Origin of the sequence: Ruania zhangjianzhongii, assembly GCF_008000995.1 — a bacterium.
GTDB classification, from domain to species: domain Bacteria; phylum Actinomycetota; class Actinomycetes; order Actinomycetales; family Beutenbergiaceae; genus Ruania; species Ruania zhangjianzhongii.
In genome coordinates this window covers 2,744,521-2,767,696 of sequence record NZ_CP042828.1, presented here as the reverse complement: position 1 = coordinate 2,767,696, position 23,176 = coordinate 2,744,521, and the positions used below count along the sequence as shown (strand labels likewise).

19 protein-coding genes and 1 riboswitch are annotated in these 23,176 nt (G+C 69.6%); of the genes, 1 reads left to right on the top strand and 18 read right to left on the bottom strand.

What is annotated here, in order from left to right; genetic code table 11:
* Positions 1–3 precede the first annotated feature (3 nt).
* The 7 genes from FU260_RS12825 to FU260_RS12795 form a co-directional block, all read right to left on the bottom strand.
* Positions 4–1,002, bottom strand: coding sequence for an ABC transporter substrate-binding protein (locus FU260_RS12825; RefSeq protein ID WP_168211769.1), 999 nt, complete (start codon positions 1,000–1,002; stop codon positions 4–6).
* Positions 999–1,724: an ABC transporter permease gene (locus tag FU260_RS12820; RefSeq protein WP_210418079.1), complete on the bottom strand. Its 726-nt coding sequence runs from the start codon at positions 1,722–1,724 to the stop codon at positions 999–1,001. The genes FU260_RS12825 and FU260_RS12820 overlap by 4 nt, the downstream gene beginning before the upstream one ends.
* Positions 1,725–1,839: 115 nt before the next feature.
* A riboswitch (FMN riboswitch) is annotated at positions 1,840–1,967 on the bottom strand.
* A gap of 205 nt (positions 1,968–2,172) precedes the next feature.
* Positions 2,173–2,838: a ribulose-phosphate 3-epimerase gene (gene rpe / locus FU260_RS12815; protein WP_147917415.1), complete on the bottom strand. Its 666-nt coding sequence runs from the start codon at positions 2,836–2,838 to the stop codon at positions 2,173–2,175.
* Between the two features lie 9 nt (positions 2,839–2,847).
* Positions 2,848–4,503, bottom strand: a complete 1,656-nt coding sequence (locus tag FU260_RS12810) for an RsmB/NOP family class I SAM-dependent RNA methyltransferase (protein WP_147917414.1) — start codon at positions 4,501–4,503, stop codon at positions 2,848–2,850.
* On the bottom strand, positions 4,500–5,447 hold the full coding sequence (fmt, locus tag FU260_RS12805; RefSeq protein ID WP_147917413.1) for a methionyl-tRNA formyltransferase: 948 nt from the start codon (positions 5,445–5,447) through the stop codon (positions 4,500–4,502). The genes FU260_RS12810 and fmt overlap by 4 nt, the downstream gene beginning before the upstream one ends.
* A 31-nt stretch (positions 5,448–5,478) precedes the next feature.
* The gene (locus FU260_RS12800; protein ID WP_147917412.1) at positions 5,479–6,093 is read right to left on the bottom strand and encodes an HAD family hydrolase; all 615 of its coding nucleotides are present in this window, start codon (positions 6,091–6,093) and stop codon (positions 5,479–5,481) included.
* A 153-nt stretch (positions 6,094–6,246) separates the two neighbouring features.
* Positions 6,247–8,355, bottom strand: a complete 2,109-nt coding sequence (locus FU260_RS12795) for a primosomal protein N' (RefSeq protein WP_147917411.1) — start codon at positions 8,353–8,355, stop codon at positions 6,247–6,249.
* 597 nt (positions 8,356–8,952) lie between these two features.
* On the opposite strand from FU260_RS12795, the gene FU260_RS12790 reads away from it, so the two are divergent.
* Positions 8,953–10,413 carry an HNH endonuclease signature motif containing protein gene (locus tag FU260_RS12790; RefSeq protein WP_147917410.1) on the top strand — a complete coding sequence of 487 codons (1,461 nt, stop codon included), beginning with the start codon at positions 8,953–8,955 and terminating at the stop codon, positions 10,411–10,413.
* Positions 10,414–10,650: 237 nt separating this feature from the next.
* Here FU260_RS12790 and metK read toward each other — a convergent pair whose 3' ends face one another.
* The 11 genes from metK to pyrR all read right to left on the bottom strand — a co-directional run bounded on the left by metK (position 10,651) and on the right by pyrR (position 23,077).
* Positions 10,651–11,850, bottom strand: coding sequence for a methionine adenosyltransferase (metK, locus tag FU260_RS12785; RefSeq protein ID WP_210418317.1), 1,200 nt, complete (start codon positions 11,848–11,850; stop codon positions 10,651–10,653).
* 2 nt (positions 11,851–11,852) lie between these two features.
* Positions 11,853–13,211: a bifunctional phosphopantothenoylcysteine decarboxylase/phosphopantothenate synthase gene (locus tag FU260_RS12780; protein ID WP_147917408.1), complete on the bottom strand. Its 1,359-nt coding sequence runs from the start codon at positions 13,209–13,211 to the stop codon at positions 11,853–11,855.
* Positions 13,212–13,218: 7 nt separating this feature from the next.
* Positions 13,219–13,482, bottom strand: coding sequence for a DNA-directed RNA polymerase subunit omega (gene rpoZ, locus FU260_RS12775; protein WP_147917407.1), 264 nt, complete (start codon positions 13,480–13,482; stop codon positions 13,219–13,221).
* A 393-nt stretch (positions 13,483–13,875) separates the two neighbouring features.
* Positions 13,876–14,457 carry a guanylate kinase gene (gene gmk / locus FU260_RS12770; RefSeq protein WP_235912336.1) on the bottom strand — a complete coding sequence of 194 codons (582 nt, stop codon included), beginning with the start codon at positions 14,455–14,457 and terminating at the stop codon, positions 13,876–13,878.
* Positions 14,450–14,761: an integration host factor, actinobacterial type gene (mihF, locus tag FU260_RS12765; RefSeq protein ID WP_147917406.1), complete on the bottom strand. Its 312-nt coding sequence runs from the start codon at positions 14,759–14,761 to the stop codon at positions 14,450–14,452. The genes gmk and mihF overlap by 8 nt, the downstream gene beginning before the upstream one ends.
* A 68-nt stretch (positions 14,762–14,829) precedes the next feature.
* Complete coding sequence (gene pyrF / locus FU260_RS12760; RefSeq protein WP_147917405.1) at positions 14,830–15,717, bottom strand: orotidine-5'-phosphate decarboxylase; 888 nt, start codon at positions 15,715–15,717, stop codon at positions 14,830–14,832.
* Positions 15,714–19,028 (bottom strand): carbamoyl-phosphate synthase large subunit, encoded by a 3,315-nt coding sequence (carB, locus tag FU260_RS12755; RefSeq protein ID WP_147917404.1) that lies wholly within the window; start codon positions 19,026–19,028, stop codon positions 15,714–15,716. The genes pyrF and carB overlap by 4 nt, the downstream gene beginning before the upstream one ends.
* Entirely contained in the window at positions 19,028–20,245 is a 1,218-nt protein-coding gene (gene carA, locus FU260_RS12750; protein ID WP_268957793.1) for a glutamine-hydrolyzing carbamoyl-phosphate synthase small subunit, read from the bottom strand. Before carA ends, carB begins: the two co-directional genes overlap by 1 nt.
* Positions 20,242–21,564 carry a dihydroorotase gene (locus FU260_RS12745; protein WP_147917403.1) on the bottom strand — a complete coding sequence of 441 codons (1,323 nt, stop codon included), beginning with the start codon at positions 21,562–21,564 and terminating at the stop codon, positions 20,242–20,244. The genes carA and FU260_RS12745 overlap by 4 nt, the downstream gene beginning before the upstream one ends.
* A complete protein-coding gene (locus FU260_RS12740; RefSeq protein ID WP_147917402.1) occupies positions 21,561–22,526 on the bottom strand; it encodes an aspartate carbamoyltransferase catalytic subunit in 966 nt (321 codons plus the stop codon). The genes FU260_RS12745 and FU260_RS12740 overlap by 4 nt, the downstream gene beginning before the upstream one ends.
* Complete coding sequence (pyrR, locus tag FU260_RS12735; protein WP_147917401.1) at positions 22,523–23,077, bottom strand: bifunctional pyr operon transcriptional regulator/uracil phosphoribosyltransferase PyrR; 555 nt, start codon at positions 23,075–23,077, stop codon at positions 22,523–22,525. Before pyrR ends, FU260_RS12740 begins: the two co-directional genes overlap by 4 nt.
* Positions 23,078–23,176 lie beyond the last annotated feature (99 nt).

Here is a 23,176-nt window from a genome sequence, read left to right as displayed (position 1 = left end):
AGCCTACTCGGCCTCGATCAGTACATCGGTGTACGCCTCCTGCGCGGGCACCTGCTCACTGGTCAGGCCGGCGTCGGCCAGAAACGCCGACATCTCCTCCCACGGCCCGGTGTGCAGCCCGAACGGCGTGCTGAGATCGCCGTACAGCGGCACAGTGGCGGCCATCGTGGCGGTCATGATCGCCTCCTGCTGCTCGTCCAGCGTGCCGGGGATCTCCTCGGCGGCAGCCTGCACGCCCACCGCCGGGTCCGCGACGATGTCCGCCACCGCCCGGCCGACAGCCTGCACCACACCGCGCAGCGCATCGGTGTTCGAGGCGAGCAACTCGTCGGTGGTGCCCAGGCCGATGCCGACCAGGGGCACGTTCCCGAGCGGTACGGCTCGCACGTCCAGACCGGTAGCCGCGAACTGCGGGATGTCGTTGTTGCTGTAGCCCATCACCGCGTCCACATGGCCCTCGCTGAGCGCATCCTGCTGGGTGAAGCCGATATGCTGGATGTCCACATCGTCCTCGGTGAGCTCGGCGGCGCGCAGCATCGCCAGCAGCCCGAAGTAGGTCTCGCCGAACGGCCCCGGGATACCCACGGACCGGCCGGCCAGGTCCTCCGGTTCCGTGATCTCGGAGTCGGTGGGCACGATCAGGGCGACCGGGTAGCTGGTGTAGATCGTTGCGATGTCCACCACCGGCACGCCCTGATCGCGGGCCTGCATCATCTCGTCCCCGCCAGCGACCACCAGGTCCTCGCTGCCCCCGCTGAGGGCACCGAACAGGTCCTCGGACTCGCCGTGGTGGCGCAGCGTGACGTCCACTCCGGCATCGGTGAAGTAGCCGTTCTGCGCGGCCAGGTAGAACGGTGCGAACTGCACGTTCGGAACATAGGTCAGACCGAGGGTGAGGTGTGGCAGTTCGCCATCGCCGTTCTCGGTCTCGCCGGAGCAGCCGGCCAGGGCCACCAGGCCCGTGGCCGCCACCGCTCCCGCGATCAGCTGTCGTCGGGTCACCACCATCGCACTCGCCTCTCCAGAGCTCGCATCAGTAGATAGATCCCGACCGCACAGGCGGCCAGGACGATGAGCGTGGCGAACATTCCCTCGGTGTCCGAGCGGTCCCGATAGACGGAGAGCAACAGGCCGAGGCCCTCGCCACCCATCACGAACTCCCCGACCACCGCGCCGGTGACCGAGAGCACGAACCCGTTCCGGATCCCGGCGAGCAGCGCCGGCAGCGCCATCGGCGCCTCGATCCAGATCAGTCGCCGCCACCGGCCCGCGCCGTCGAGCTGCGCGGCACCGACGATGTCCTCGTCCAGTGTGGTCAGCCCGAGCTGGGTGTTGACGAAGATCGGGAAGAAGACCAGGAGCGCGCACAGCAGCGAGATCGGGAACTGGCCGTATCCGAACCAGATCACGATCAGCGGTGCCAGTGCGACGGCGGGGATCGCCTGCGATGCGGCCAGATACGGACCGATCGCACGGTTCGCCCACGCGGAATGTGCCACCAGATAGCCCAACGGGAGGGCGACCAGGAGGCCGAGGAGGCATCCCAAGAAGCTCTCCGAGAGGGTGACAGAGGCATAGCCGAGGATTCCGCCGTCGGTCAGCTCGAGCAGCAGCCGACCGGCGAGATCGCTCGGCGCGGGTAGCACCCGGGAGGGGACGAGCAGGCTGCTCGCCTGCCACAGCGCCAGTACGGCGACGGCGAAGATCACCGGGGCGGCAATCATCTGCCGCGATGTGGCTGCTCGCTGCACCGGTCTGTGTTTCCCTTCCCCAAGTGCATACCCGGGGCCGGGATGGTGCGCGGCGCCACCCATCCCTCGACGTCGGGCGTGCCGACGCCGCGTGCTACCTCCCATCCGGACTTTAACCGTCGGTCCCGGAATTTCACCAGGTCAACCGGCCACCGAAATGGCCGGGTCGCGGACTATCACCGCCGGTTCGGACTTTCACCGACCCCGGAGCACGTTGAACTCGTTCTCTAGTATCGCATACCGGCTAAGACGTCGACAGGGCGGCCGGGTGTGCTGAGCCACACCCGAGATGAGGCCCCACCGTGCTCCCCACCCCTGAGATCTCCCTGCGCGCTCGAGCCCCGCCCACTCGACGTGCCCGGGATGCGCAGTGAATCGCGATCGGGGGCAGATCGACGGGACCTGCGGTCGGAGGGTCGGCTCAGCCCCGGTAGGCGTCGGTGGCCAGGGCACGCAATGCCTCGATCTCGGCGTTCGGGTCCTCGGCCCGGTAGACGGCCGACCCGGCGACGAACATGTTGGCTCCGGCGCCGGCGGCCTGGGCGATGGTGCCGGTGGAGACGCCGCCGTCCACCTGGATCCAGATGTCCCGTCCGAGCGCGGTGATCGCCTCTCGGGTGCGCCTGATCTTCGGCAGGGTTCCGGTGATGAAGGACTGGCCGCCGAACCCTGGTTCCACGGTCATCACCAGCACCATGTCGAACTCGGTGAGCAGGTCCAGGTAGGGCTCCACCCCGGTGCCCGGCCGCAGCGCGATCGCCGCGCGTGCGCCGAGCTGGCGCAGCTCCCGGGCCAACCGCACGGGTGCCGCTGAGGCTTCGGCGTGGAAGGTGACCGAGGCGGCGCCGGCTTCGGCGTAGGCCGGTGCCCAGACGTCCGGCTTCTCGATCATCAGGTGCACATCGGCGGGGAGCCCGGTGCTCGCGATCACCTTCTCCACCACCGGCAGACCGAAGGTGAGATTGGGAACGAAGTGGTTGTCCATCACGTCCAGGTGGACATAGTCCGCGGCACCTATCCGGCCGACCTCGTCGGCCAGGTGCGCCAGGTCCGAGTTCAGCACGCTCGGGGAGATGAGGATCGCCATGGCCTGAGACTACTGGCCGGTGCGGCGAATCACGGCGCAGAACATCGCATCCGTACCGTGCCGGTGTGGCCACAGCTGCAGATACGGGCCGCTCTGGTCGGTCAGCGGGGTTGTGGTGACTCCGGCGGCGATCTCGACGGCGTCCAGCACTTCGCCGTTCCGGGTGCGTCCGAGCACGTCCTCGACCACCAGTCGGGTCTCGGCCACGTGCGGGGAGCAGGTCACGTAGGTGACCACTCCCCCGGGTCGCACAGCGGCGAGGGCGGAGGCGAGTAGCTCGCGCTGCAGCATGCCGAGCTCAGCCAGATCGCTGGCACTGCGGCGCCATCGGGCCTCGGGCCGGCGGCGCAGCGCGCCCAGGCCGGTGCACGGGACGTCCACCAGGGCCCGGTCAAAGTGATCGGGCAGGTCGGCGCCCAGCTCTCGGCCATCGCCGGTGCGGACCTCGAGCCCGGGCAGTCGCTGCCGCACGGCGGCGGTGGAGGAGCGGACCAGCCGGGCGCGATGCTCAGCCACCTCGTTGGCGAGCAGCTCACCACCGGCGTCCCGTTCGGCGAGCAGCCCGCCGAACAGCGCAGCCTTGCCGCCGGGACCGGCACACAGGTCCAGCCAAGCCCGATCGCTGCCGGCCACCGGTGCCGCCGCAGCCACCAGGGTGACCAGCTGACTGCCCTCGTCCTGGATCCCGGCGCGGGCCTCCCGCACTGCCGGGATGGCATGCGGATCACCGGCGGTGAGGACACGGGCGGTGTCGGTCCAGCGGCCCGGGCGGGTTCCGTGGATCTCCTCGGCGTCGACCAGGCCGGGCCGCAGCGCCACGTGCACCGCTGGCGGCTCGTTGTTCGCCGCGAGGAGCTCAGGCAGGTCGCCGGAGCCGGTCGGGGTCTCGGCCAGCGCTTGCCGGAAGGCCCGCACCATCCAGGCCGGGTGCGAGCCACCGATGGCGAGTCGTTCGGTCTCATCCTTCGCATCGGCGCTGATCTGCTCGAGCCACTGGTCCAGGTCCTGGCCCGCGACCTTGCGCAGGATCGCGTTCACGAACTGGGCGGGTCCGGCGCCGATCGCGTCTCGGGCCAGGCCCACAGTGGCGGACACCGCGGCGTGGTCGGGCACCCGCATCCCGAGGAGCTGGTGCACGCCCAGGCGCAGCGCGTCCAGCACCGGTGGGTCGAGCGTGGTCAGGGGGCGGTCGGCGACGGTCGCAAGCACGGCGTCGTACCGGCCGCGCAGCCGCAGCGTGCCGTAAGCCAGCTCAGTGGCGAACGCGGCGTCCCGCCCGGTGATTCGGCGTTCCCGCAGCAGCGGTGGGAGAACGAGATTGGCATAGGCATCGCTTTCGGCCACGGCGCGCAGCGCGTCCCAGGCGGCACGGCGGGCGGGGTCGGTCGAGCGAGCGCGCTCCCGCGGTGCCTGCCGGCTGCGGTCGGAGTGCTGGCCCCGGTTCGGACGTTCGCCCCGGTTCGGACGTTCGCCCCGGTCCGGCCGCTTGCCGCGCTCGGGCCGCTGGCCGTGGTCCGGCCGCTGGCCGTGGCTCGGGCGCCGGTCACGCCCCGGCCCGCCGCCGCTGCGACCAGAGCCGCCACCTGGCCGGCCTCCGCGGCCGGCTGAGCCGCCACCGTGACCCGAGCCGCCACCTGTGCGACCTCCCTGGCCAGGCGCGTTCACCGGGCCACCCCAGCTCCGCCGTCGAAAGCTGCGCCGGACTCCAGACGCGCACCGCGTGCCCAGTCGGCAGCGGACATCCAGCTCTTCCCCGGTGGTGCCACCTGGTCCAGCTGCACCGGGTGCGTGCCGGTGCCCACCAGCACCGACTCCCCCACGGCGTGAAGCTCCCCGGGTCGCAGCGGTGACGCGTCCGGCTGCGGGCGCACCGGGCCGAGCTTGAACCGAGCGTCGTCGCGGCTGGTCCAGGCACCCGGAGCCGGCGTGCAGCCACGGATCCGGCGGTCCACCACATGTGCCGGAAGGCTCCAGTCCACCCGGGCATCGGAGCTGATCAGGCGCGGCGCCAGGCTGACTCCTTCGGCTGGCTGCGGGAGGGCACGCGCGGTACCGGCGGCGAGGCCGTCGAGAGTGGCAACCAGCAACGGTGCGCCGGCGTGGGCGAGGCGATCGAGCAGTTCCCCGCTGGTGTCGCGGGGACGCACCGTCTCGGTCATCGTGCCAAGGACGGGCCCGGTGTCCAGGCCGGCCTCGATCTGGAACGTGCTCGCCCCGGTGATCTCGTCGCCGGCCATGATCGCGTGCTGCACCGGGGCGGCGCCGCGCCAGGCCGGCAGCAGGGAGAAGTGCAGGTTGATCCAGCCGTGCCGGGGCAGCTCCAACGCCGGGGACCGGATGAGGGCCCCGTAGGCGACCACGGCCACGGCCTCAGGGGCGAGCTCGCGCAGGGCCGCGAGCGTGTCCTCGTCATGCGGCCGGTTCGAGGTCAGGACGGGTAGTCCCGCGGCTTCCGCGGCAGCGTGTACCGGGCTCGGGGTGAGTACCCGCCGCCTTCCCACGGGTGCAGGTGGCCGGGTGAGCACACCGACCACCTCGTGATCACTGCCGGTCAGGACCTCAAGGGACGGCACGGCCACCGCGGGCGTCCCCGCGAACAGAACTCGCATACGGGTCAGTCTAGAAGGCGCCGGGCGCCGATCAGACGGGCGGAAGCGGTATCCCGAGTGCAGTGAGCCAGGAGCGGGCGCCGGCGGAGTCGGTGAACAGATGCGCCTGCCAGCCGGCTTCCTGCGCTGCGCGCACATTCGCTGCGGAGTCGTCCAGGAAGGCGGTGCGCGCGGGATCGAGTTCGAAGCGGGTCTCGGTGAGGGCGAAGATCGCCGGGTCGGGTTTGGCCACTCCCTCACGCCCGGAGACCAGGACTTCGGTGATCGTGCCGATCACCGGCGCGGCCGCCGGAGCGTGGTGAAAGGTCTCCGCGGACCAGTTGGTCAGTCCCACCGTGCGTAGACCGGCGCGGCGCACGTCCTCGACCAGCTCGCTCATTCCGGGGATCGGACCGGTCAGGGACCGGTGGTAGTCGCGCAGGTAGGTATCCAGGTGCGCCACCCGCTCCCCCAGCTTCCGCTCTACCTCGGGGCGCAGGTCCGCCCAGCGGGCACCGGCATCGAGCTGGCGGTTCACGACGGCGAAGTCCACCTCCTCGAGGAGTGCCTCGGCTTGCTCTGGGGTCAGGGAATCGGCCCAGACCCGGCGAGGGTCCCACCCCACGAGCACCTGGCCGAAGTCGAACACCACCGTTTCGATCGTCATGGCTCCAGCCCACCACATGCCGGCGACGGCGTGGCGCAGCCGGGAATGCGTGTCCGGCTGGAGTCGGGTACCTGCTCGGCCGGGAGTTCAGGCGAGATGGCCTGGACGCAGGCGAGTCGGTCCGGATCCAGGCGGACTGGAACGGCACGGCGCTCAGGCGAGTCGGTCCGGATCCAGCCGGACCCGGAGCGAGCCGCCCTCTTTCCGCGCGGAGCGGATGGCTTGTGCGTGGGTGAGCGTCCGGGCTAGTTCCGCCCCGCTTTCGCGTTGCACGCGTGCCAACACTTGCAGTTGCGGCTCGCCGCCGGGTTGTGCATCGGCCGTCTGCACCGGGCCGAGGAGCATCGACTCGGCCGGCAGTTCCAGGCGCCGAATCAGTCCACGCACGGCGGACGCGTCACCAATGACCGAGGCCATCCGCACTATGGGCGGGAACTCGAGCTCGGTGCGCTCGTCCAGCTCCCGCTCGGCATAGCCGACCGGGTCCCACCGGACGAGTGCCTGCACCGGAACGGGGGCCCCGTGACCAAGGAGCATCACTCGCGCGTTCGAACGCACCAAAGCCGCCGCGCGCATCCACCGGCGCAGCGCCTCGATCCCGGCGCCGAGCTCAGGGCGTGAGGTGAACACCGCGGCGTCCAGAAGCAACCCGGCGGCATAGCCGTTCTCGGTCCGCGGCTCGGCACCGGGAGTGGCGACCACGAGCTCTGGTGCGTCCTCCACCCGGGGCAACACTCCGCCGTCGGCCCCGGACGTGCGCACGACGACGCCGGGGAATGCCCGGCCCAGTTCTTCCGCGGTGCGCTGGGAGCCCACGCGCATCGCACGCAGACCGGTGTGCTCGCACTCCGCGCAGCGCCAGTCCAGCTGTGACCGCGCGCACCAGGTGCAGCGCGCCTTGGTGTGGTGACCGTCCAGTGCCAGCGGGCCGTGGCAGTGCGTGCATCGGGCCGGGGTTCTGCAGTCGGCGCATGCCACCACAGGCAAGTAGCCACTACGGGGAACCTGGACCAGGACCGGGCCATTCTCCAGGCCTGAGCGCAGGAGCCGGATCGCGGATCCGGGAACCCGTGCTCGTCCTGCTGCACCCTCGCGGTCCAGATCGACGTCCGAGGGGGCTTGCACCTGTGGCGTGTGCTCCCGGACCACCGCGCGCGGTGCCTGCAGGGAACGGGCCCAGCCGTCTCGGACGAGCAGCTGCGCCTCGGGGGTGCGGATGAAGCCGCCGAACAGGGCGGCGGCATCGGCAGAGCGGGCCCGGAGAGTGAGGATCTGGCGAATGTGTGGGTACGGGGCGCGCGGCTCGATGTGCAGGTCGTCGCCGTCGTCCCAGCAGACCACCAGACCGAGCTGGGTGACCGGGGCGAAAGCTGCCGACCGGGTGCCGATCACTACGTGCGCCTGGCCGGTCAGGGCAAGGAGGAACCGTCGGTAGCGGGCCGCGCGGCCCTGTTCGGCGGTGAGCACCACATGGTCGAGGCCGGTGGCCTTCATCGCCGCGCTGAGAATGTCCACGTCCTGCTGGTCCGGTAGGCAGACGACGGTGGATCGGCCGCCGAGGCGGCTGGCGGTGGCGGCCGCGGTGATCGCCTCGGCCCAGTGCGGGGCGGCGGCGGTGGCGGCGGAGTCGGCGCTGGGCACGACTGGCCCGCCAGGCAGCGCTGCCCACACCGCCCGGGGTGACTCTCCTGCTTGGATCCGGCGAAGAAAGGCAGCGCCCCCGGGATACCGGGCCCATGCTTCGGTAGCGGGTGCGACCGGTTCGCGCACCGTGGAGTTCTCCACTGCGGCAGGATCGGGCAGCGAGTCCGGCTCCGCACGCCACTGTGGGGCAGCGACGGCCGGCTTCTCGAAGACTGACTTCTCCGTCTGGGCGTGCCGAGGCGGCACTGCCATCCGGAGGACGTCCATCGTGGTGCCGGCATAGTGGGCCGCCACCTGTCGGGCGAGGTCGAACACCGCTGCGGTAAGCACCGGGACGTCGGAGACCACCCGCCGGAGCGGGGCGAGCGAGCCTTCGTGCGTGGAGCTGGTGCTGCGGCCGAGGACGAAGCCGTCGCGCTCCACGCCCGCGAAGCGGACCTTGACCCGGACACCCGGTTTGACTTGGTGGGCGAACTTCGTGGGGATCGCGTAGTCGAAGGTGTGATCGAGATGCGGCAGCGCCACGTCCACCAGAACCTGTGCCACACCGGCCACGTCCGACTGCGGACGTGGCGCGCTGCGCACGTCGAGCAGACTGGGCTGATGGGTCTCGGTCACAGTGCAGATCTCACCACGAGACACCGACGGCGTGCACGTAGGGCTGTGGAAGCCGGTGGTCCCGATGCTCGGGTCGCCCCGCGAACGGGAGCGCTACCGGCAGAGCGAGTCAGCGGCGACCGGCAGAGCGAGTCAGCGGCGACCGGCGAAGCAGGTCAGCGGCTCGGGATCATGCTGGGACTGACAATATCGCCACTCATTGATGAAGTCCCGCCGTTGCGCTATGCGCTCCGAACGATTCGTGTGCTGGCTAATGTTTTGCCCACTTATCCGCCACATCTCCGCGTGATGTCCGTTTCATGCCGCGATATCCACAACCCGTGAGGCCGCGGCGACGCGAAGGTCTCGCCTAGTGGCAGGGTTGCTGCAATGTGGGAAATCGTCCAGAAAATGCGAGGCCGAGGAGTCGGCGAGCCCATGCCTCGGCGCGAGTCGCGTTCAGTGTGTGCTGCCGACCAGCGCGGTCGATCCGGGCGTGTCGCACCTCTGCAGATTGTCAGTGGGCGAGCGTAGAATAGAACGTACACTCGAACGGCAGTATGAGACGATTAGCGACCCGAATAGCTCACCGAAGAACGTGAGGGAGGTGAAGGCGTCATGACACTGATCACGGATACTCGAGTTCCCTTGGCAGCTGGCGAGATGTGCGAGCGGTTGAGGGCGGTGCGAACCGAGCTGGCCACCTTAGCTCAGACAGCGTTCGCGTCCTTCACGGAACCTGAGGCGGGCTCGGTCGTCGCCGAGGTAGAGCAGGTCACCCGCGGGGTGGAAGCGCTGCAGACGCAGTGCGCCGGCGGCATCGATGCCGGTCAGGCGTGGGCTGCGTCCGGCTATCAGTCTTTCGCGAAGTGGTGGAGCCTGCACACTCACCGGCGCCGCTCGACTTCCCACGCCGCCCGGATGCTCGCTCGGGATCTGCGGGAGAGGCTCCCTCTGACTGCGCGAGCTCTGACCCAGGGGCAGTTGGGAGCCGAGCATGCCCGGGTGTTGGCGCGCTTCACCAAGAGCGAGGCCCAGCAGCTGCAGCTCCGCGAGGAGCCGATGGGTGAAGGGTTCCTCGTTGCCCAGGCCGCGCGGATGGGGGTGGAGGACTTCACCGCTGCTGTTCGTGAGTGGGCCACCCGTAGCGACCCCGATGCCGCCGACCGCAACTGGCGCGACGAGTATGCCGGCAGGGAGTTGTTCATCGCTCCGGTGCTGGACGGCACCGATGTGCGCGGTTGGTTGGGAACCGAGGAAGGTGCCGTAGTCGCCGAGGCACTGAACGCGATCATCGGCACCCCGGCGGCGGATGATGAGCGCACCCCGGCCCAACGGCGTGCTGATGCTTTGGTGCACCTGTGCCGAGTGTTCCTCGACTCCGGCACGCTGCAGCCAGGGGCGAGAATACGGCCGCACCTAGCCATCACGATCGACTACACCACGCTGGAACGCCTGATCAACGCCAGCAATCCCGCGTGCTTGGTCCGGGACGCCTTTGGTTTGCCCACCTCCGCAGTGGAAGCAGGAAGGAGCCGCACCACACCGTGGTCTGGCCCGGAGCCGGCGATCCCAGCGGGCCTGGACTACACGCTGCTGACCGATGTTGCTCCCGGTACGTTCGCGGACGGGACTCCGATCCCGCACGGGCACCTGAGCAAACTGCTCTGTGACGGTGAGTTCCACCGGGTCGTCTTCGGCCCCGATGGTGAGATCCTGGACTCGGGGCGCACTGAGAGGTTGTTCACCCCAGCGCAGACGCGAGCCGTCATCGCCAGGGATCGGCACTGCCAGTACCCGGGCTGCTCCGCACCTCCGGGGCAAGGCGAGATCCATCACAGTATCTGGTGGTACCACCAGGGCCGCACCAGCACGGAGAATGCGATTCTGCTCTGCTGGCACCACCATGCTCTCGTGCATCAGCGGCACTTGAGCATCACCCGCCACACCAGCCCGGACGTTGACCGGCCCGGCTGGTGGACCTTCACCGACCCGGACGGCCGGGCCATCCAGAACGTGCCACCCCCGGCAGCGAGTGCATCGGCGACCGAGCCACCCCAGCCTCCACTTCGGCAGTGAGCCGGGCCGGAGCGCTGGATCACCTCGTGACGAAGCTCGGTGAGCGAACGGGAGCCAGATCCGCAAACGCTGGTCGTGGAGCACCTGACCGAGCTGATGCCAGGCTACGCCGTGCATTGGTGCTGCCGGTGGTGCGTCAGTCTGAGGCCCTGGACTGTCGTGACGCCTCGATGCCTCGATGCCTCTATCCTCGTGCCTGGCTGCGGGCTCTTCGTGGCGAGAGCCGCGTTCACATCGTCAGCCGACCGCAGCCCGAAGGTCGGCTACCCGGTCGGTTCGCTCCCAGGTGAACTCGGGCAGCTCACGACCGAAGTGCCCGTAGTTGGAGGTGAGCGCGTAGATGGGCCGCAACAGGTCGAGGTCATGGATGATCGCGGCCGGGCGTAGGTCGAAGACCGCCTGGATCGCCTCGGCGATGCGAGTTGTCGGCACGGTCTCCGTACCGAACGTCTCCACGTACACGGCGATCGGGTGCGCACGCCCGATCGCGTAGGACACCTGGACCTCACAGCGGCGCGCCAGCCCCGCCGCCACGACATTCTTCGCTACCCACCGCATGGCGTAGCTCGCGGACCGGTCCACCTTCGACGGGTCCTTCCCGCTGAACGCTCCCCCACCATGCCGAGACATTCCGCCATACGTGTCCACGATGATCTTCCGACCGGTCAGGCCCGCGTCCCCCATCGGGCCGCCGACCACGAACGTACCCGTCGGGTTCACCAGCAAGCGATAGCCACTCACATCGAGACCGAGCCCGTCGGCCAGGTGCGAGACCACATCGTCGATGACGTGCTCACGGATCCCTGGCGTCAACTCGTCCTCCAGGCGCATGCCCTCCTCGTGCTGGGTGGAGAGAACTACTGTGTCCAGCGCTACCGGACGGTCGCCGTCATAGGCGATTGTTACCTGAGTCTTGCCATCCGGGCGCAGCCCCGGCAGCACACCCGTCTTGCGCACCCTGGTCAGGCGTGCGGAGATCTGGTGCGCCAGCAGGATCGGCAGCGGCATGAGCTCCGGAGTCTCGTCCGTGGCGTAGCCGAACATCAGACCCTGGTCACCGGCACCCTGCAGGTCGTACTCGGAGAAGTCCGCAGTGTCCGTGCGCGACTCCAACGACTTGTCCACACCCTGCGCGATGTCGCCGGACTGCTGCCCGATGGACAACGAAATCCCGCACGAGGCGCCATCGAAGCCGATATCGGAGGACGTGTAACCGATTCCGTTCACCACAGAGCGGACCAGCTTCGGGATCTCCACGTAGCTCTCCGTGGTGACCTCGCCGGCCACATGCACCAGACCGGTGGTGACGAGGGTCTCGACGGCCACGCGGGACCGCGGGTCCGCAGCCAGCATGGCGTCGAGGATCGAGTCCGAGATCAGGTCCGCCACCTTGTCGGGATGTCCCTCGGTGACGGATTCGGAGGTGAAGAGTCGCAGGGTCACGAGCCGAGCGTACCGGTGTCGGTGGACATTTCGGCCCCGTTTGTCTCCGGTGATCGCTGGTCGAGAAGCTCAGCGGCTGCGTCCCAGATCGCCGCCGCCACCTCGTCCTTGCTCCCACTGGCGTGACCGACCTGCTCCCCCGCCGCATTCAGGAGGTGCACCGTGTTCGGCACGTCCCCGAATCCGGCACCCGATCCGACGGCGTTCACGGCGAGCAGGTCTGCGCCCTTCCGCTTGGCTTTGGCGCGCCCGTGGTCGAGCACGGACCCGCTTTCGTCACCAGTCTCGGCGGCGAAGCCGACGATCACCTGCCGCGGCTGGCGTCGCGAGACGAGACCGGCAAGGATGTCCGGGTTCTGGACCAGCTCGATCGGTGCTACCGAACCGTCGGCACGCTTCTTCGTCTTCGCAGCGGCCGACTGTGATGGCCGGAAGTCCGCCACGGCCGCGGCCATCACGAGCACATCGGCCTCTGCGGCCAACCTCGTCATCACGTCCTGCAGCTCGGCGGTCGACTCCACCTCGTGCACCTGCACACCCGCGGGGAGCAGAGCCGAATCGACATTGGCTGCAGCCAGGTGCACCGTGGCTCCCCGGTCCGCCGCAGCGCGGGCCAGGGCCACACCCTGCCGCCCCGAGGACCTGTTCCCCAGGAACCGCACCGGGTCGAGCGCCTCCCGCGTGCCACCGGCGCTGACCGCCACGGTGACTCCACGCAGGTCGGCGCTGCTCTGCCCCTTGGCCGACACCCCCGGCCGGCCGTTGCCGTGCTGATCAGTACCAGCGCCTTGCTCATCGGCCCCATCGCCCAGCACGCTGTCACCGGTGCGGCCGTGCACCAGCGCCAACGCAGCGGTGACAATCTCCTCCGGCTCCGGCATCCGGCCCGCTCCGGTGTCAGCACCGGTCAACCGTCCGACGGCCGGGTCGAGCACGGACACCCCGCGCTGACGCAGTGTCGCCACATTCGCCTGAGTGGCCGGGTGTGCCCACATCTCCGTGTGCATCGCCGGCGCCACCAGGACCGGGCAGCTCACCGTGAGCAGTGTGGTGGTGAGCAGATCGTCGGCACGGCCGGTCGCGGCGCGGGCCAACAGATCAGCAGTGGCCGGAGCTACGACCACCAGATCCGCCTCCCGGCCCAGCCGGACATGATCGACTTGCGCAGTGCCTTGGAACACCGAAGTCGTCACGGGTTCCCCACTGAGCGCCTCCCAGGTCGCCCGGCCGACGAACTCAAGGGCGGCCTCGGTCGGAATTACCCGTACTCGATGGCCGCCCTCGCGCAGCAGGCGCAGCGCGATCGCCACCTTGTACGCGGCGATCCCCCCGCTCACGCCGAGCAGGATGCGCATGCGATGCTCAGTCCTCGGTCTTTTCCAGGGTCAGCAGACCGTCATTGATCTCCCGCATGGCGATCGAGAGCGGCTTCTCCTGCGGCTTCGTCTCCACCAACGGACCCACGTACTCCAGCAGGCCCTCGTTCAGCTGCGCGTAGTAGGCGTTGATCTGCCGGGCGCGCTTGGCCGAGTAGATCACCAGCGCGTACTTGGAGTCCGCGGACTGCAGCAGGTCGTCGATCGGCGGGTCGGTGATGCCCTCGGGGGCAGCCACGATTCCAGTCATAGTTCCTCTTCTCCGCGGGGAGCACGTCCCCGGAACGCGTTCGGGTCGGTGCACAGGCACCAGTCAGCACTCAGAGCGCCAGCCAGCGCACCAGGCACCAGCCATCCAGTCTAGCGGCCATCGCGGCGGGGTTCATCGCCGACGCGCAGTGCGCTGCGCCACCCCGGGCGGCGCCACCCCGGGCGGCGCAACCTGCGTGCGACTCAGGACGACATCACCGGTGCCTCGGCTCGGCGTCGGCCTGCCCGTGCCCGGCTCGGGTTGGCACGATCCATACCCGGCTTCGGCTTCGGTGTCGGCCTGCCCGGGTCCGGCTCGGGTCCCCACAACCCATACCCGGCTCAGGCTCGCGCTGCCCGGGTCCGGCTCGGGTCCCCACGGCCAGCAGCCGGCTCAGGCCCGGAGCGTGCATCCCATCAGCGCAGCGAGTTCGTCAGTGGCCCGGTGCACATCGTCGTTGACGATGCTGTGGTCGAACTCCGACGCCGCTGCCAGCTCTACCTCGGCCGTCACCAAGCGGCGCTCCCGCTCCTCGGCATCCTCGGTGCCGCGCCCCTCCAGGCGGCGGACCAACTCCTCCCAGCTCGGCGGTGCGAGGAAGACAAACTGCGCTTCCGGCATCGTCTGACGCACTTGCCGCGCGCCTTGCAGGTCGATCTCCAACAACGCCGGCTGGCCGGCCGCCAGCCTTTCCTCCACCGGCCCGCGCGGGGTGCCGTAGGAGTTGCGGCCATGCACCACTGCCCATTCCAGGAACTCCCCCTCGGCGACCATCCGGGCGAACTCCGCCGAGGGCAGGAACCGATAGTGCACCCCGTCGACCTCGCCCGGTCTCGGCGCACGTGTGGTCGCGGAGACCGAGAGCCAGATCTGCGGATAACGCTCCCGCACATCTGCCGAGACCGTGCCTTTGCCGACCGCAGTGGGGCCGGCCAGCACGGTCAGTCGCGCCGGGTGGATGCCCGGCTCAGCCAAACCGATCGACCAGCTTGGCGATCTGCTGCGGCCCAAGCCCGCGCACCCGTCGGGACTCGGAGATGCCCACTTCGGTCATCACCGTGCGGGCCGTCACCTTGCCCACGCCCGGCAGTGACTCCAGCAGCGCCAGCACCTTCAGCTTGCCGATCGCGCCGTCCTGCTGCCCCTCGGCGATCACCTCCGAGAGCTTGCCACCGGAATACTTCAGTCGGTTCTTCACCTCTGCGCGCACAGCGCGGGCCTCAGCCGCCTTTTCGAGCGCCTTGGCGCGTTGCTCCGGTGTGAGGGGGGGAAGAGCCACAGCGGGTCACCTTCAGCGTCGGGGACAAAGGGGATGTCAGGCAACGTAGCGAGCCGAGGCAGGCGCGATCAAGCCTTGGCCGGCCTGCCCGAACCGGTACGCAGAGGTCTCAGCATAGCGTTCAGTGAGCGGGCCGCAGCGGCCAATGCTTCTTTGTCGGCTCCGGCAGAGAGCACACCGCGGGAACTGGTCGGCACCACTGCGCGGGTGGCACCAGCGAAGACGGCCGCCAGGTCCTCGGGCCGTCCCCCCTGTGCACCCAGCCCCGGCGCCAGCAGCGGCCCACCGGCCCCGGCAAGATCCACCCCCAGGTCCGTTGCCGCAGAGCCGATCGTGGCACCCACCACCAGGCCCACCGACCCCAGCTCCGCACCTGTGGATCGCTCGGCCCGGTTCTGCTCGGCAGCAGCCCGGGCGATGCTCGCGGCGACCGGCACACCCTCGCCGTCGCGGGCATGCTGCACCTGGGCACCCTCCGGGTTGGAGGTGATGGTGAGCAGAAACACGCCTCGGCCGTTCGCGCGGGCGGTCTCGAACGCCGTCTGCAGTGACCCGGCACCCAGATACGGTGACAGGGTCACCGCATCGCCGGCCAGCGACGAGCCTTCGGTGAGGTACGCCGCCGCGTACCCGTCCATCGTGGAGCCGATATCGCCCCGTTTGGCATCGACGATACACAGCAACCCAGCGGCTCGGCTGGCTGCGATGACCTCTTCCAGCACCGCTACCCCGGCGCTCCCGAACCGCTCGAAGAACGCCGACTGGGGCTTCACGATCCCTACCGCCCCGTACAACGCCTGCACCGCGCGCAGGGAGAACTCCCGCAGCCCAGCGACGTCGTCGCCCAGACCCCAGGAGGCCAGCAGTCCCGGATGCGGGTCGATGCCGACGCACAACGGTCCGAGCCGGTCGGCGGCCTCGGTCAGCCGCTCGCCGAACGGTGCGGGGGTACTCATCCGCGTGCCTCGAGACGGTCTGCCCGCGCGGCGTCGTGCTCCTGCAGCGAACGCACCTGGAACGGACCGCGCCGGATCGCTTCGATCGCCTGCACGGCAGCGGTGAACTGCTGCACCGTCGTGGCGATCGCCTTGTCGGCCGCCGTGGTCGCGGTGCGGATGTCGTAGCCGTCCGCACGGGCACCCTTCGATCCGGGGGTGTTCACCACCATGTCCACCGCGCCGTTGTTGATCAGGTCCACGATCGTCGGCTCGCCGTTCGGGCCTCGCCCGTCGGAGGCCTTGCGAACCACCTCTGCCGGGATCCCGTTGCGGCGTAGCACGCTCGCCGTACCGGAGGTCGCCATCAGGGTGAAGCCGAGCTCGGTGAGCCTGCTTGCCGGCAGCGTCAAGGACCGCTTGTCCCGGTCCGCCACCGAGACGAACACCGTGCCCGAGGTGGGTAGCCCACCGAATGCGGCGGCCTGGGACTTGCCGAACGCCAACGGGAAGTCCACGTCGTAGCCCATCACCTCACCGGTGGAACGCATCTCCGGACCGAGCACCGTATCCACCACCTGCCCGGTCGCGGTCCGGAACCGTTTGAACGGCAGCACCGCCTCCTTCACCGCCAGCGGGGCGTCCAGATCGGTGCAGGCAGCGTCCTGGACCGGAAGCATCCCAGCGGTGCGCAGGTCAGCGATCGACCGCCCGCTCATCAGCAGCGCGGCCGCCTTCGCCAACGGAACCCCGGTGGCCTTGGCCACGAACGGAACGGTACGGGACGCACGCGGGTTCGCCTCGAGCACGTAGAGCACATCACCAGCCAGTGCGAACTGGATGTTGATCAGCCCACGCACCCCAACGCCGTCGGCGATCGCCTCGGTGGAGGTGCGGATCCGGGCGATCATCGAGTCCGAGAGCGTGACCGGGGGCAGCACGCACGCGGAGTCACCGGAGTGGATCCCGGCCTCCTCGATGTGCTCCATCACGCCGCCCAGGTACAGCTCGGTGCCGTCGTAGAGCGCGTCCACATCGATCTCGATGGCCTGGTCCAGGAACCGGTCGACCAGCACCGGTGCGGGCAGGATGCCCTCGATGTCGGCTCCGGTCGCGCGGGTGACGTAGTCGGTCAACTGTGCCTCGTCGTAGACGATCTCCATCCCGCGGCCACCCAGCACGTACGAGGGCCGCACCAGTACCGGATAGCCGATCCGGTCGGCGATCCCGCGCGCCTGCCCCAGCGTCTGCGCCGTACCGAAGGCCGGAGCGGGCAGCCCAGCTCGGAGCAGGACCTCACCGAAGTGCCCCCGGTCCTCTGCCGAGTCGATCGCACCAGGTGGTGTCCCCCAGATCGGCACGCCCGCCTCTTCCAGGTCGGCCGCCAGGCTCAGCGGCGTCTGACCGCCGAGCTGCACGATCACCCCGGCCACCGGCCCCACGGCCAGTTCCGCGTAGTAGACCTCGAGCACGTCCTCCAGGGTGAGCGGCTCGAAGTACAGCCGGTCGGCGGTGTCGTAGTCCGTGGAGACCGTCTCCGGGTTGCAGTTGATCATCACCGTCTCGAACCGGTCCTGCAGCGCCAGCGCAGCGTGCACGCATGAGTAGTCGAACTCGATGCCCTGCCCGATCCGGTTCGGACCGGAACCGAGGATGATCACCGCAGGCCGGTCCCGTGACTCGACCTCGGTCTCACTGTCGTAGCTGGAGTAGTGGTACGGGGTGCGGGCGGCGAACTCGGCGGCGCAGGTGTCCACGGTCTTGTACACCGGCCGCAGTCCATAGGCGTGCCGGATCTCCCGCACGGTCTCCTCGCCGAGGCCGCGGATGCCCGCGATCTGCGCGTCAGAGAAGCCGTGTCGCTTGGCCAGGGCGAGCAGGTCCGCGCCGAGTGTCTTTGCGCCGCGCACCCGCTCGGCCACCTCGTGCAGCAGGAAGAACTGGTCCACGAACCACGGGTCCATCTCCGTGGAGTCCACGATCTCGGTCAGTGTCGCCCCACCCCGGATGGCCCGCATCAGGTCGTGGATCCGATGGTCGGTCGGGGTACGGATGGACTCCAGCAGCACAGCGGTGGTCTCCGCGTCCGGGTCCCGGCCGGAGAAGTCGAACGACGATCCGGGCACATCGATGGAGCGCATCGCCTTCTGCAGCGCCTCGGTGAAGTTGCGCCCGAGCGCCATCGCCTCCCCCACGCTCTTCATCGTGGTGGTCAGCGTGGGGTCCGCGGCCGGGAACTTCTCGAACGCGAACCGCGGCACCTTCACCACCACGTAGTCCAGCGTCGGCTCGAACGAGGCCGGTGTGGATCCGGTGATGTCGTTCGGGATCTCGTCCAGGGTGTAGCCCACGGCCAACCGGGCGGCGATCTTGGCGATCGGGAACCCGGTGGCCTTGGACGCGAGTGCCGAGGACCGCGAGACCCGGGGGTTCATCTCGATCACCACGATCCGCCCGGTCTGCGGGTGTACCGCGAACTGGATGTTGCATCCGCCGGTATCCACCCCGACCTCGCGGATCACGGCGATGCCGACGTCCCGCATGCTCTGGTACTCCCGGTCGGTGAGCGTGAGCGAGGGGGCGACGGTGATCGAGTCACCGGTGTGCACCCCCACCGGGTCGACGTTCTCGATCGAGCAGACCACCACCACGTTGTCCGCAGCGTCGCGCATCAGCTCCAGCTCGTACTCCTTCCAGCCGAGGATGGACTCCTCCAGGAGCACCTCGGTGGTCGGTGAGTAGTGCAGGCCGGCGCCGGCGATCTGGCGCAGGTCGGTCTCGTCGTAGGCGATCCCGGAGCCGAGTCCACCCATGGTGAACGAGGGGCGCACCACCAGCGGATAGCCGAGGTCGTCGACGGCGGCGAGCACCTCGTCCATCGAGTGGCAGATATGGCTCCGGGCCGATTCCGCGCCGCAGCGTTCGACCACGCCCTTGAACTTCTCCCGGTCCTCAGCGAGGTGGATCGCCTCGATGTTCGCCCCGATCAGCTCGACCCCGTGCTCGGCGAGCACCCCCGCCTCATGCAGGGAGATCGCTGCGTTCAGTGCGGTCTGACCGCCCAGGGTGGGCAGCAGCGCGTCCGGCTTCTCCCGCGCGATGATGCTGGCGATCACCTCTGGTGTGATCGGCTCGACGTAGGTGGCGTCGGCGAACTCCGGGTCCGTCATGATCGTGGCCGGGTTGGAGTTCACCAGGATGACTCGCAGGCCCTCCTCGCGCAGCACACGGCACGCCTGGGTCCCGGAGTAGTCGAACTCGGCGGCCTGACCGATCACGATCGGCCCGGAGCCGATCACCAGGACGCTGGACAGGTCGGTGCGGCGGGGCATCAGGCTTCCTTCACGGCGGTGGGGTGCTGGTCGGTGCCGGTCATCATGGCGATGAACCGGTCGAAGAGGTAGGCGGCGTCATGCGGGCCGGCGGCAGCCTCCGGGTGGTACTGCACCGAGAACGCGGGCAGGTCGAGGCACTGCAGCCCCTCCACCACGTTGTCGTTCAGGCCCACGTGGGAGACGATCACGCGGCCGTACCGGCCGTCCTCGTGGGGTGCCTGAGACTCGGTCCCTAGGGGTGCGTCGACGGCGAAACCGTGGTTGTGCGCGGTGACCTCCACTTTTCCGGTGGTCACGTCCTGCACCGGCTGGTTGATCCCACGGTGGCCGTAGGCGAGCTTGTACGTGCCGTAGCCGAGCGCCCGGCCGAGCAGCTGGTTGCCGAAGCAGATCCCGAAGAACGGGATCCGGGCGTCCAGCACCTGACGCAGCAGGCTGATCGGCTCGTCCGCCGTGGCCGGGTCGCCGGGACCGTTGGAGAAGAACACGCCGTCCGGCGACAACGCCTCGATCTCGGCGAAGCCGGTGCTCGCGGGCAGCACATGTACCCGCACCCCGCGCTCGGCGAGACGCTGCGGGGTCATCGACTTCATCCCCAGGTCCAGGGCGGCGACGACGGCCACCGGCTCCTGATCGGCGAAGTCACCGATCGGCTCGACGACGTAGGCCTGCTCCGTGGTCACCTCACCGACCAGGTTCGCGCCGGTCATCGACGGGGAGGCGAGCACCTGCTCCAGCAGCGTGGCCGTGCCGAGGTCGCCGGGCAGCTCCGGGAGGGCGTCACCGGAGAAGATGCCGGCGCGCAGCACCCCGCCTTCGCGCAGGTGCCGGGTCAGTGCCCGGGTGTCCACCTCGGCGATGGACACCACGCCCTGGTCGCGCAGCTCGTCCTCCAGCTCGCGGTTGGACCGCCAGCTGGAGGCTCGCCGCGCCGGGTCACGGAGCACGTACCCGGACACCCAGATGCGGCGGGACTCCGGGTCCTCGTCGTTGATGCCGGTGTTGCCGATGTGCGGTGCGGTCATCACCACGATCTGCCGGTGGTACGAGGGATCGGTGAGGGTCTCCTGGTACCCGGTCATCCCGGTGGAGAAGACGATCTCGCCGAAGGTCGCCCCGCGGGCGCCGTAGGCACGGCCGGTCATGACGGTGCCGTCCTCGAGGACGAGCAGCGCCCGGTCGACGGGGGTGGGGTTCTGGCTGGCCTGGGTCACGCTGGTGCGCCCTCTCGGTCGTCTTGGGGTTCGCCGTCCAGCACAGTGGCCACACCACGGTAGAACGTGGCGACCACCCGTGCGGGAAGCTCGTGGTCGGTGAACGGAGTGTTCTCGCTGGCGGTGCGCAGGCTCTCCGGCCGCACCCGCCAGTTCGCATCGGGGTCGATCAGGGTCAGGTGGGCCGGCTCGCCAGCTGCCAACGGTCGGCCCTGGCCTCTGACAGCGCCGATCTCGGCCGGCCGGGTGGCCATCGTGCGTGCCACGTCCGCCCAGCTGAACTCGTGCTCGCCCGGGGCGAGCATTGCTGCCGCCACCACGGCGACGGCGGTCTCCAGCCCGGTCATGCCCATCGCCGCGGCAGCGAACTCGCAGTCCTTGTCCTCGCGGGGGTGCGGGGCGTGATCGGTGGCGACGATGTCGATCGTGCCGTCGGCCAGCCCGGCCCGCACGGCCGCCACGTCCTCGGCGGTGCGCAGCGGCGGGTTCACCTTGAACTGCGGGTCGTAGCCGCGGACCGCTTCGTCGGTGAGGAACAAGTGGTGCGGAGTGACCTCGGCGGTCACCGCGATACCGCGCTGCTTCGCCCAGCGCAGGATCTCCACCGAGCCCGCCGTGGACACATGGCAGATGTGCACCCGGGACCCCACATGCTCGGCGAGCAGCACGTCCCGCGCGATGATCGCCTCCTCGGCCACCGCCGGCCACCCGGTGAGCCCGAGCTGTGCGGAGACGACACCCTCGTGCATCAGCGCACCCTGGGTGAGGCGAGGCTCCTGCGCGTGCTGGGCGATCACGCCGTCGAAGGCCTTGACATACTCCAGCGCCCGGCGCATCAGCACCGGATCGTGCACGCAGTCACCGTCGTCGGAGAACACCCGCACTGCTGCAGCGGAGTCTGCCATCGCGCCGAGCTCAGCCAGCTGGGTCCCGGCCCGGCCCACGGTGACCGCGCCGATCGGGCGGACCTCCACCCAGCCCGCGTCCCGGCCGAGCCGCCAGACCTGTTCCACCACACCGGCGGTGTCGGCGGTCGGAGTGGTGTTCGCCATCGCGTGCACGCAGGTATAGCCGCCGGCAGCAGCGGCCCGCGTGCCCGAAGCCACCGTCTCGGCATCTTCGCGGCCGGGCTCGCGCAGGTGGGTGTGCAGATCCACCAGGCCGGGCAGGGCGATCAGGCCATCTGCGTCGATCCGGACCGCATCCCCAGCAGCGGCCGCCGCCTCGGGTCCGGTTGCGGTGATCTGGCCACCGTCGAGGAGCAGATCGGTGCGGTCCTGGCCGTACCGGGCGGCACCCTGGATCAGGTAGGCGGTCATCTCGTCGTCCCTTCGTCGGTGCCGGAGAGCAGCAGGTAGAGCACGGCCATCCGGACGGCCACCCCGTTGGCGACCTGCTCCACGATGGTGGAGCGAGGCGAGTCGGCGGCCTGCGCAGAGATCTCCAGGCCACGGTTCATCGGTCCGGGGTGCATCACGATGGTGTGCTCGGCCAGCCGGGACAGCCGGGTGGGGTCGAGGCCGTACCGGCGGGAGTACTCGGCGGCCGAGGGGAAGAACCCGCCGCCGGCCGCGGACATCCGTTCCCGCTGCACCCGCAACATCATCACGGCATCCGGGCGGACATCGGCGAGCGTGCCGTCCAGGTCGTAGCTGACCTCGCACGGCCAGGTGTGCACCCCCACCGGAAGCAGCGTGGGCGGTGCGACCAAGGTGACCTCGGCGCCGAGGGTGTGCAGCAGATCGACGTTCGAGCGCGCCACCCGGGAGTGCAGCACGTCACCGACGACCGCTACCCGGAGGCCGTCCAGGCCGGCACCGGTGGGCGCAGCCACCAGGTGGCGGCGGATGGTGAAGGCGTCCAGCAGGGCCTGGGTGGGGTGCTGGTGCTGACCGTCACCGGCGTTGACGACGGGTGCGTCGATCCACCCGGAGGTAGCCAGCCGCTGTGGTGCACCGGAGGCACCGTGCCGGATCACCACCGCGTCGGCTCCGATCGCCTTCAGCGTCTGGGCGGTGTCCTTGAGCGACTCGCCCTTGGAGACGGACGAGCCCTTCGCGGAGAAGTTGATGACATCGGCCGAGAGGCGTTTGGCGGCGGCCTCGAAGGAGATCCGGGTTCGGGTGGAGTCTTCGAAGAACAGGTTCACCACCGCCCGCCCGCGCAGCGCGGGGAGCTTCTTCATCTCCCGGGACTGGGTGTCCGCCATCGTGGCGGCGGTGTCGAGGATCTGCACGGCCTCGGCCCGGGTCAGGTCAGCGGTAGAGAGCAGATGCTTCATGACAGCTCCACTTCGTCGCGGCCGTCGAGCTCGCGCAGGTGCACGCTTACCCGCTCGCTGCGCGAGGTCGGCAGATTCTTGCCGATGAAGTCGGCCCGGATCGGTAGCTCCCGGTGGCCACGGTCCACCAGCACGGCGAGCTGCACCGCACGGGGACGGCCCAGGTCGGAGATGGCATCGAGGGCGGCGCGCACGGTGCGGCCGGAGTAGAGCACGTCGTCCACGAGCACCACCACGCGGTCCTCCAAACCACCCGGCGGGATCCGCGTGGGTTCCAGGGCTCGGGTGGGGTGCCGGCGAAGATCGTCCCGGTACATCGTGACGTCGACCGTGCCGACCAGATGTTCCAGATCGGACTCGGGGCGGGACTCCGCGGCGAGGATTCGCTCGCCGAGCCGCGCTGCCAGCGGGGCGCCTCGGGTCGGGATACCGAGCAGCAGCACCTCGGCCGCGCCCTTGTTCCGCTCCAGGATCTCGTGGGCGATCCGGGTCAGAGCCCGGTGGATGTCGTCGTTACTGAGGACGACCGTGGGTTGGGCGCCAGAAGTCACCGGCAGGTGCCTCCTTCTCCGCCTCACAGGACGGGGTTAAAGGATGATGGCCAGGACCGAGCATACCGCTGCTGCCGCACCCGTCGGTGCTGCGGTGTG

Bases quoted from the DNA above. Each gene is read 5' to 3' on its own strand.
- fmt (WP_147917413.1), bottom strand. From the start codon at position 5,447: ATGCGAGTTCTGTTCGCGGGGACGCCCGCGGTGGCCGTGCCGTCCCTT.
- FU260_RS12790 (WP_147917410.1), top strand. From the start codon at position 8,953: ATGACACTGATCACGGATACTCGAGTTCCCTTGGCAGCTGGCGAGATG.
- pyrF (WP_147917405.1), bottom strand. From the start codon at position 15,717: ATGAGTACCCCCGCACCGTTCGGCGAGCGGCTGACCGAGGCCGCCGAC.
- rpoZ (WP_147917407.1), bottom strand. From the start codon at position 13,482: ATGACTGGAATCGTGGCTGCCCCCGAGGGCATCACCGACCCGCCGATC.
- FU260_RS12780 (WP_147917408.1), bottom strand. From the start codon at position 13,211: ATGCGCATCCTGCTCGGCGTGAGCGGGGGGATCGCCGCGTACAAGGTG.
- FU260_RS12745 (WP_147917403.1), bottom strand. From the start codon at position 21,564: ATGACCGCCTACCTGATCCAGGGTGCCGCCCGGTACGGCCAGGACCGC.
- rpe (WP_147917415.1), bottom strand. From the start codon at position 2,838: ATGGCGATCCTCATCTCCCCGAGCGTGCTGAACTCGGACCTGGCGCAC.
- FU260_RS12740 (WP_147917402.1), bottom strand. From the start codon at position 22,526: ATGAAGCATCTGCTCTCTACCGCTGACCTGACCCGGGCCGAGGCCGTG.
- FU260_RS12800 (WP_147917412.1), bottom strand. From the start codon at position 6,093: ATGACGATCGAAACGGTGGTGTTCGACTTCGGCCAGGTGCTCGTGGGG.
- FU260_RS12820 (WP_210418079.1), bottom strand. From the start codon at position 1,724: ATGATTGCCGCCCCGGTGATCTTCGCCGTCGCCGTACTGGCGCTGTGG.
- carB (WP_147917404.1), bottom strand. From the start codon at position 19,028: ATGCCCCGCCGCACCGACCTGTCCAGCGTCCTGGTGATCGGCTCCGGG.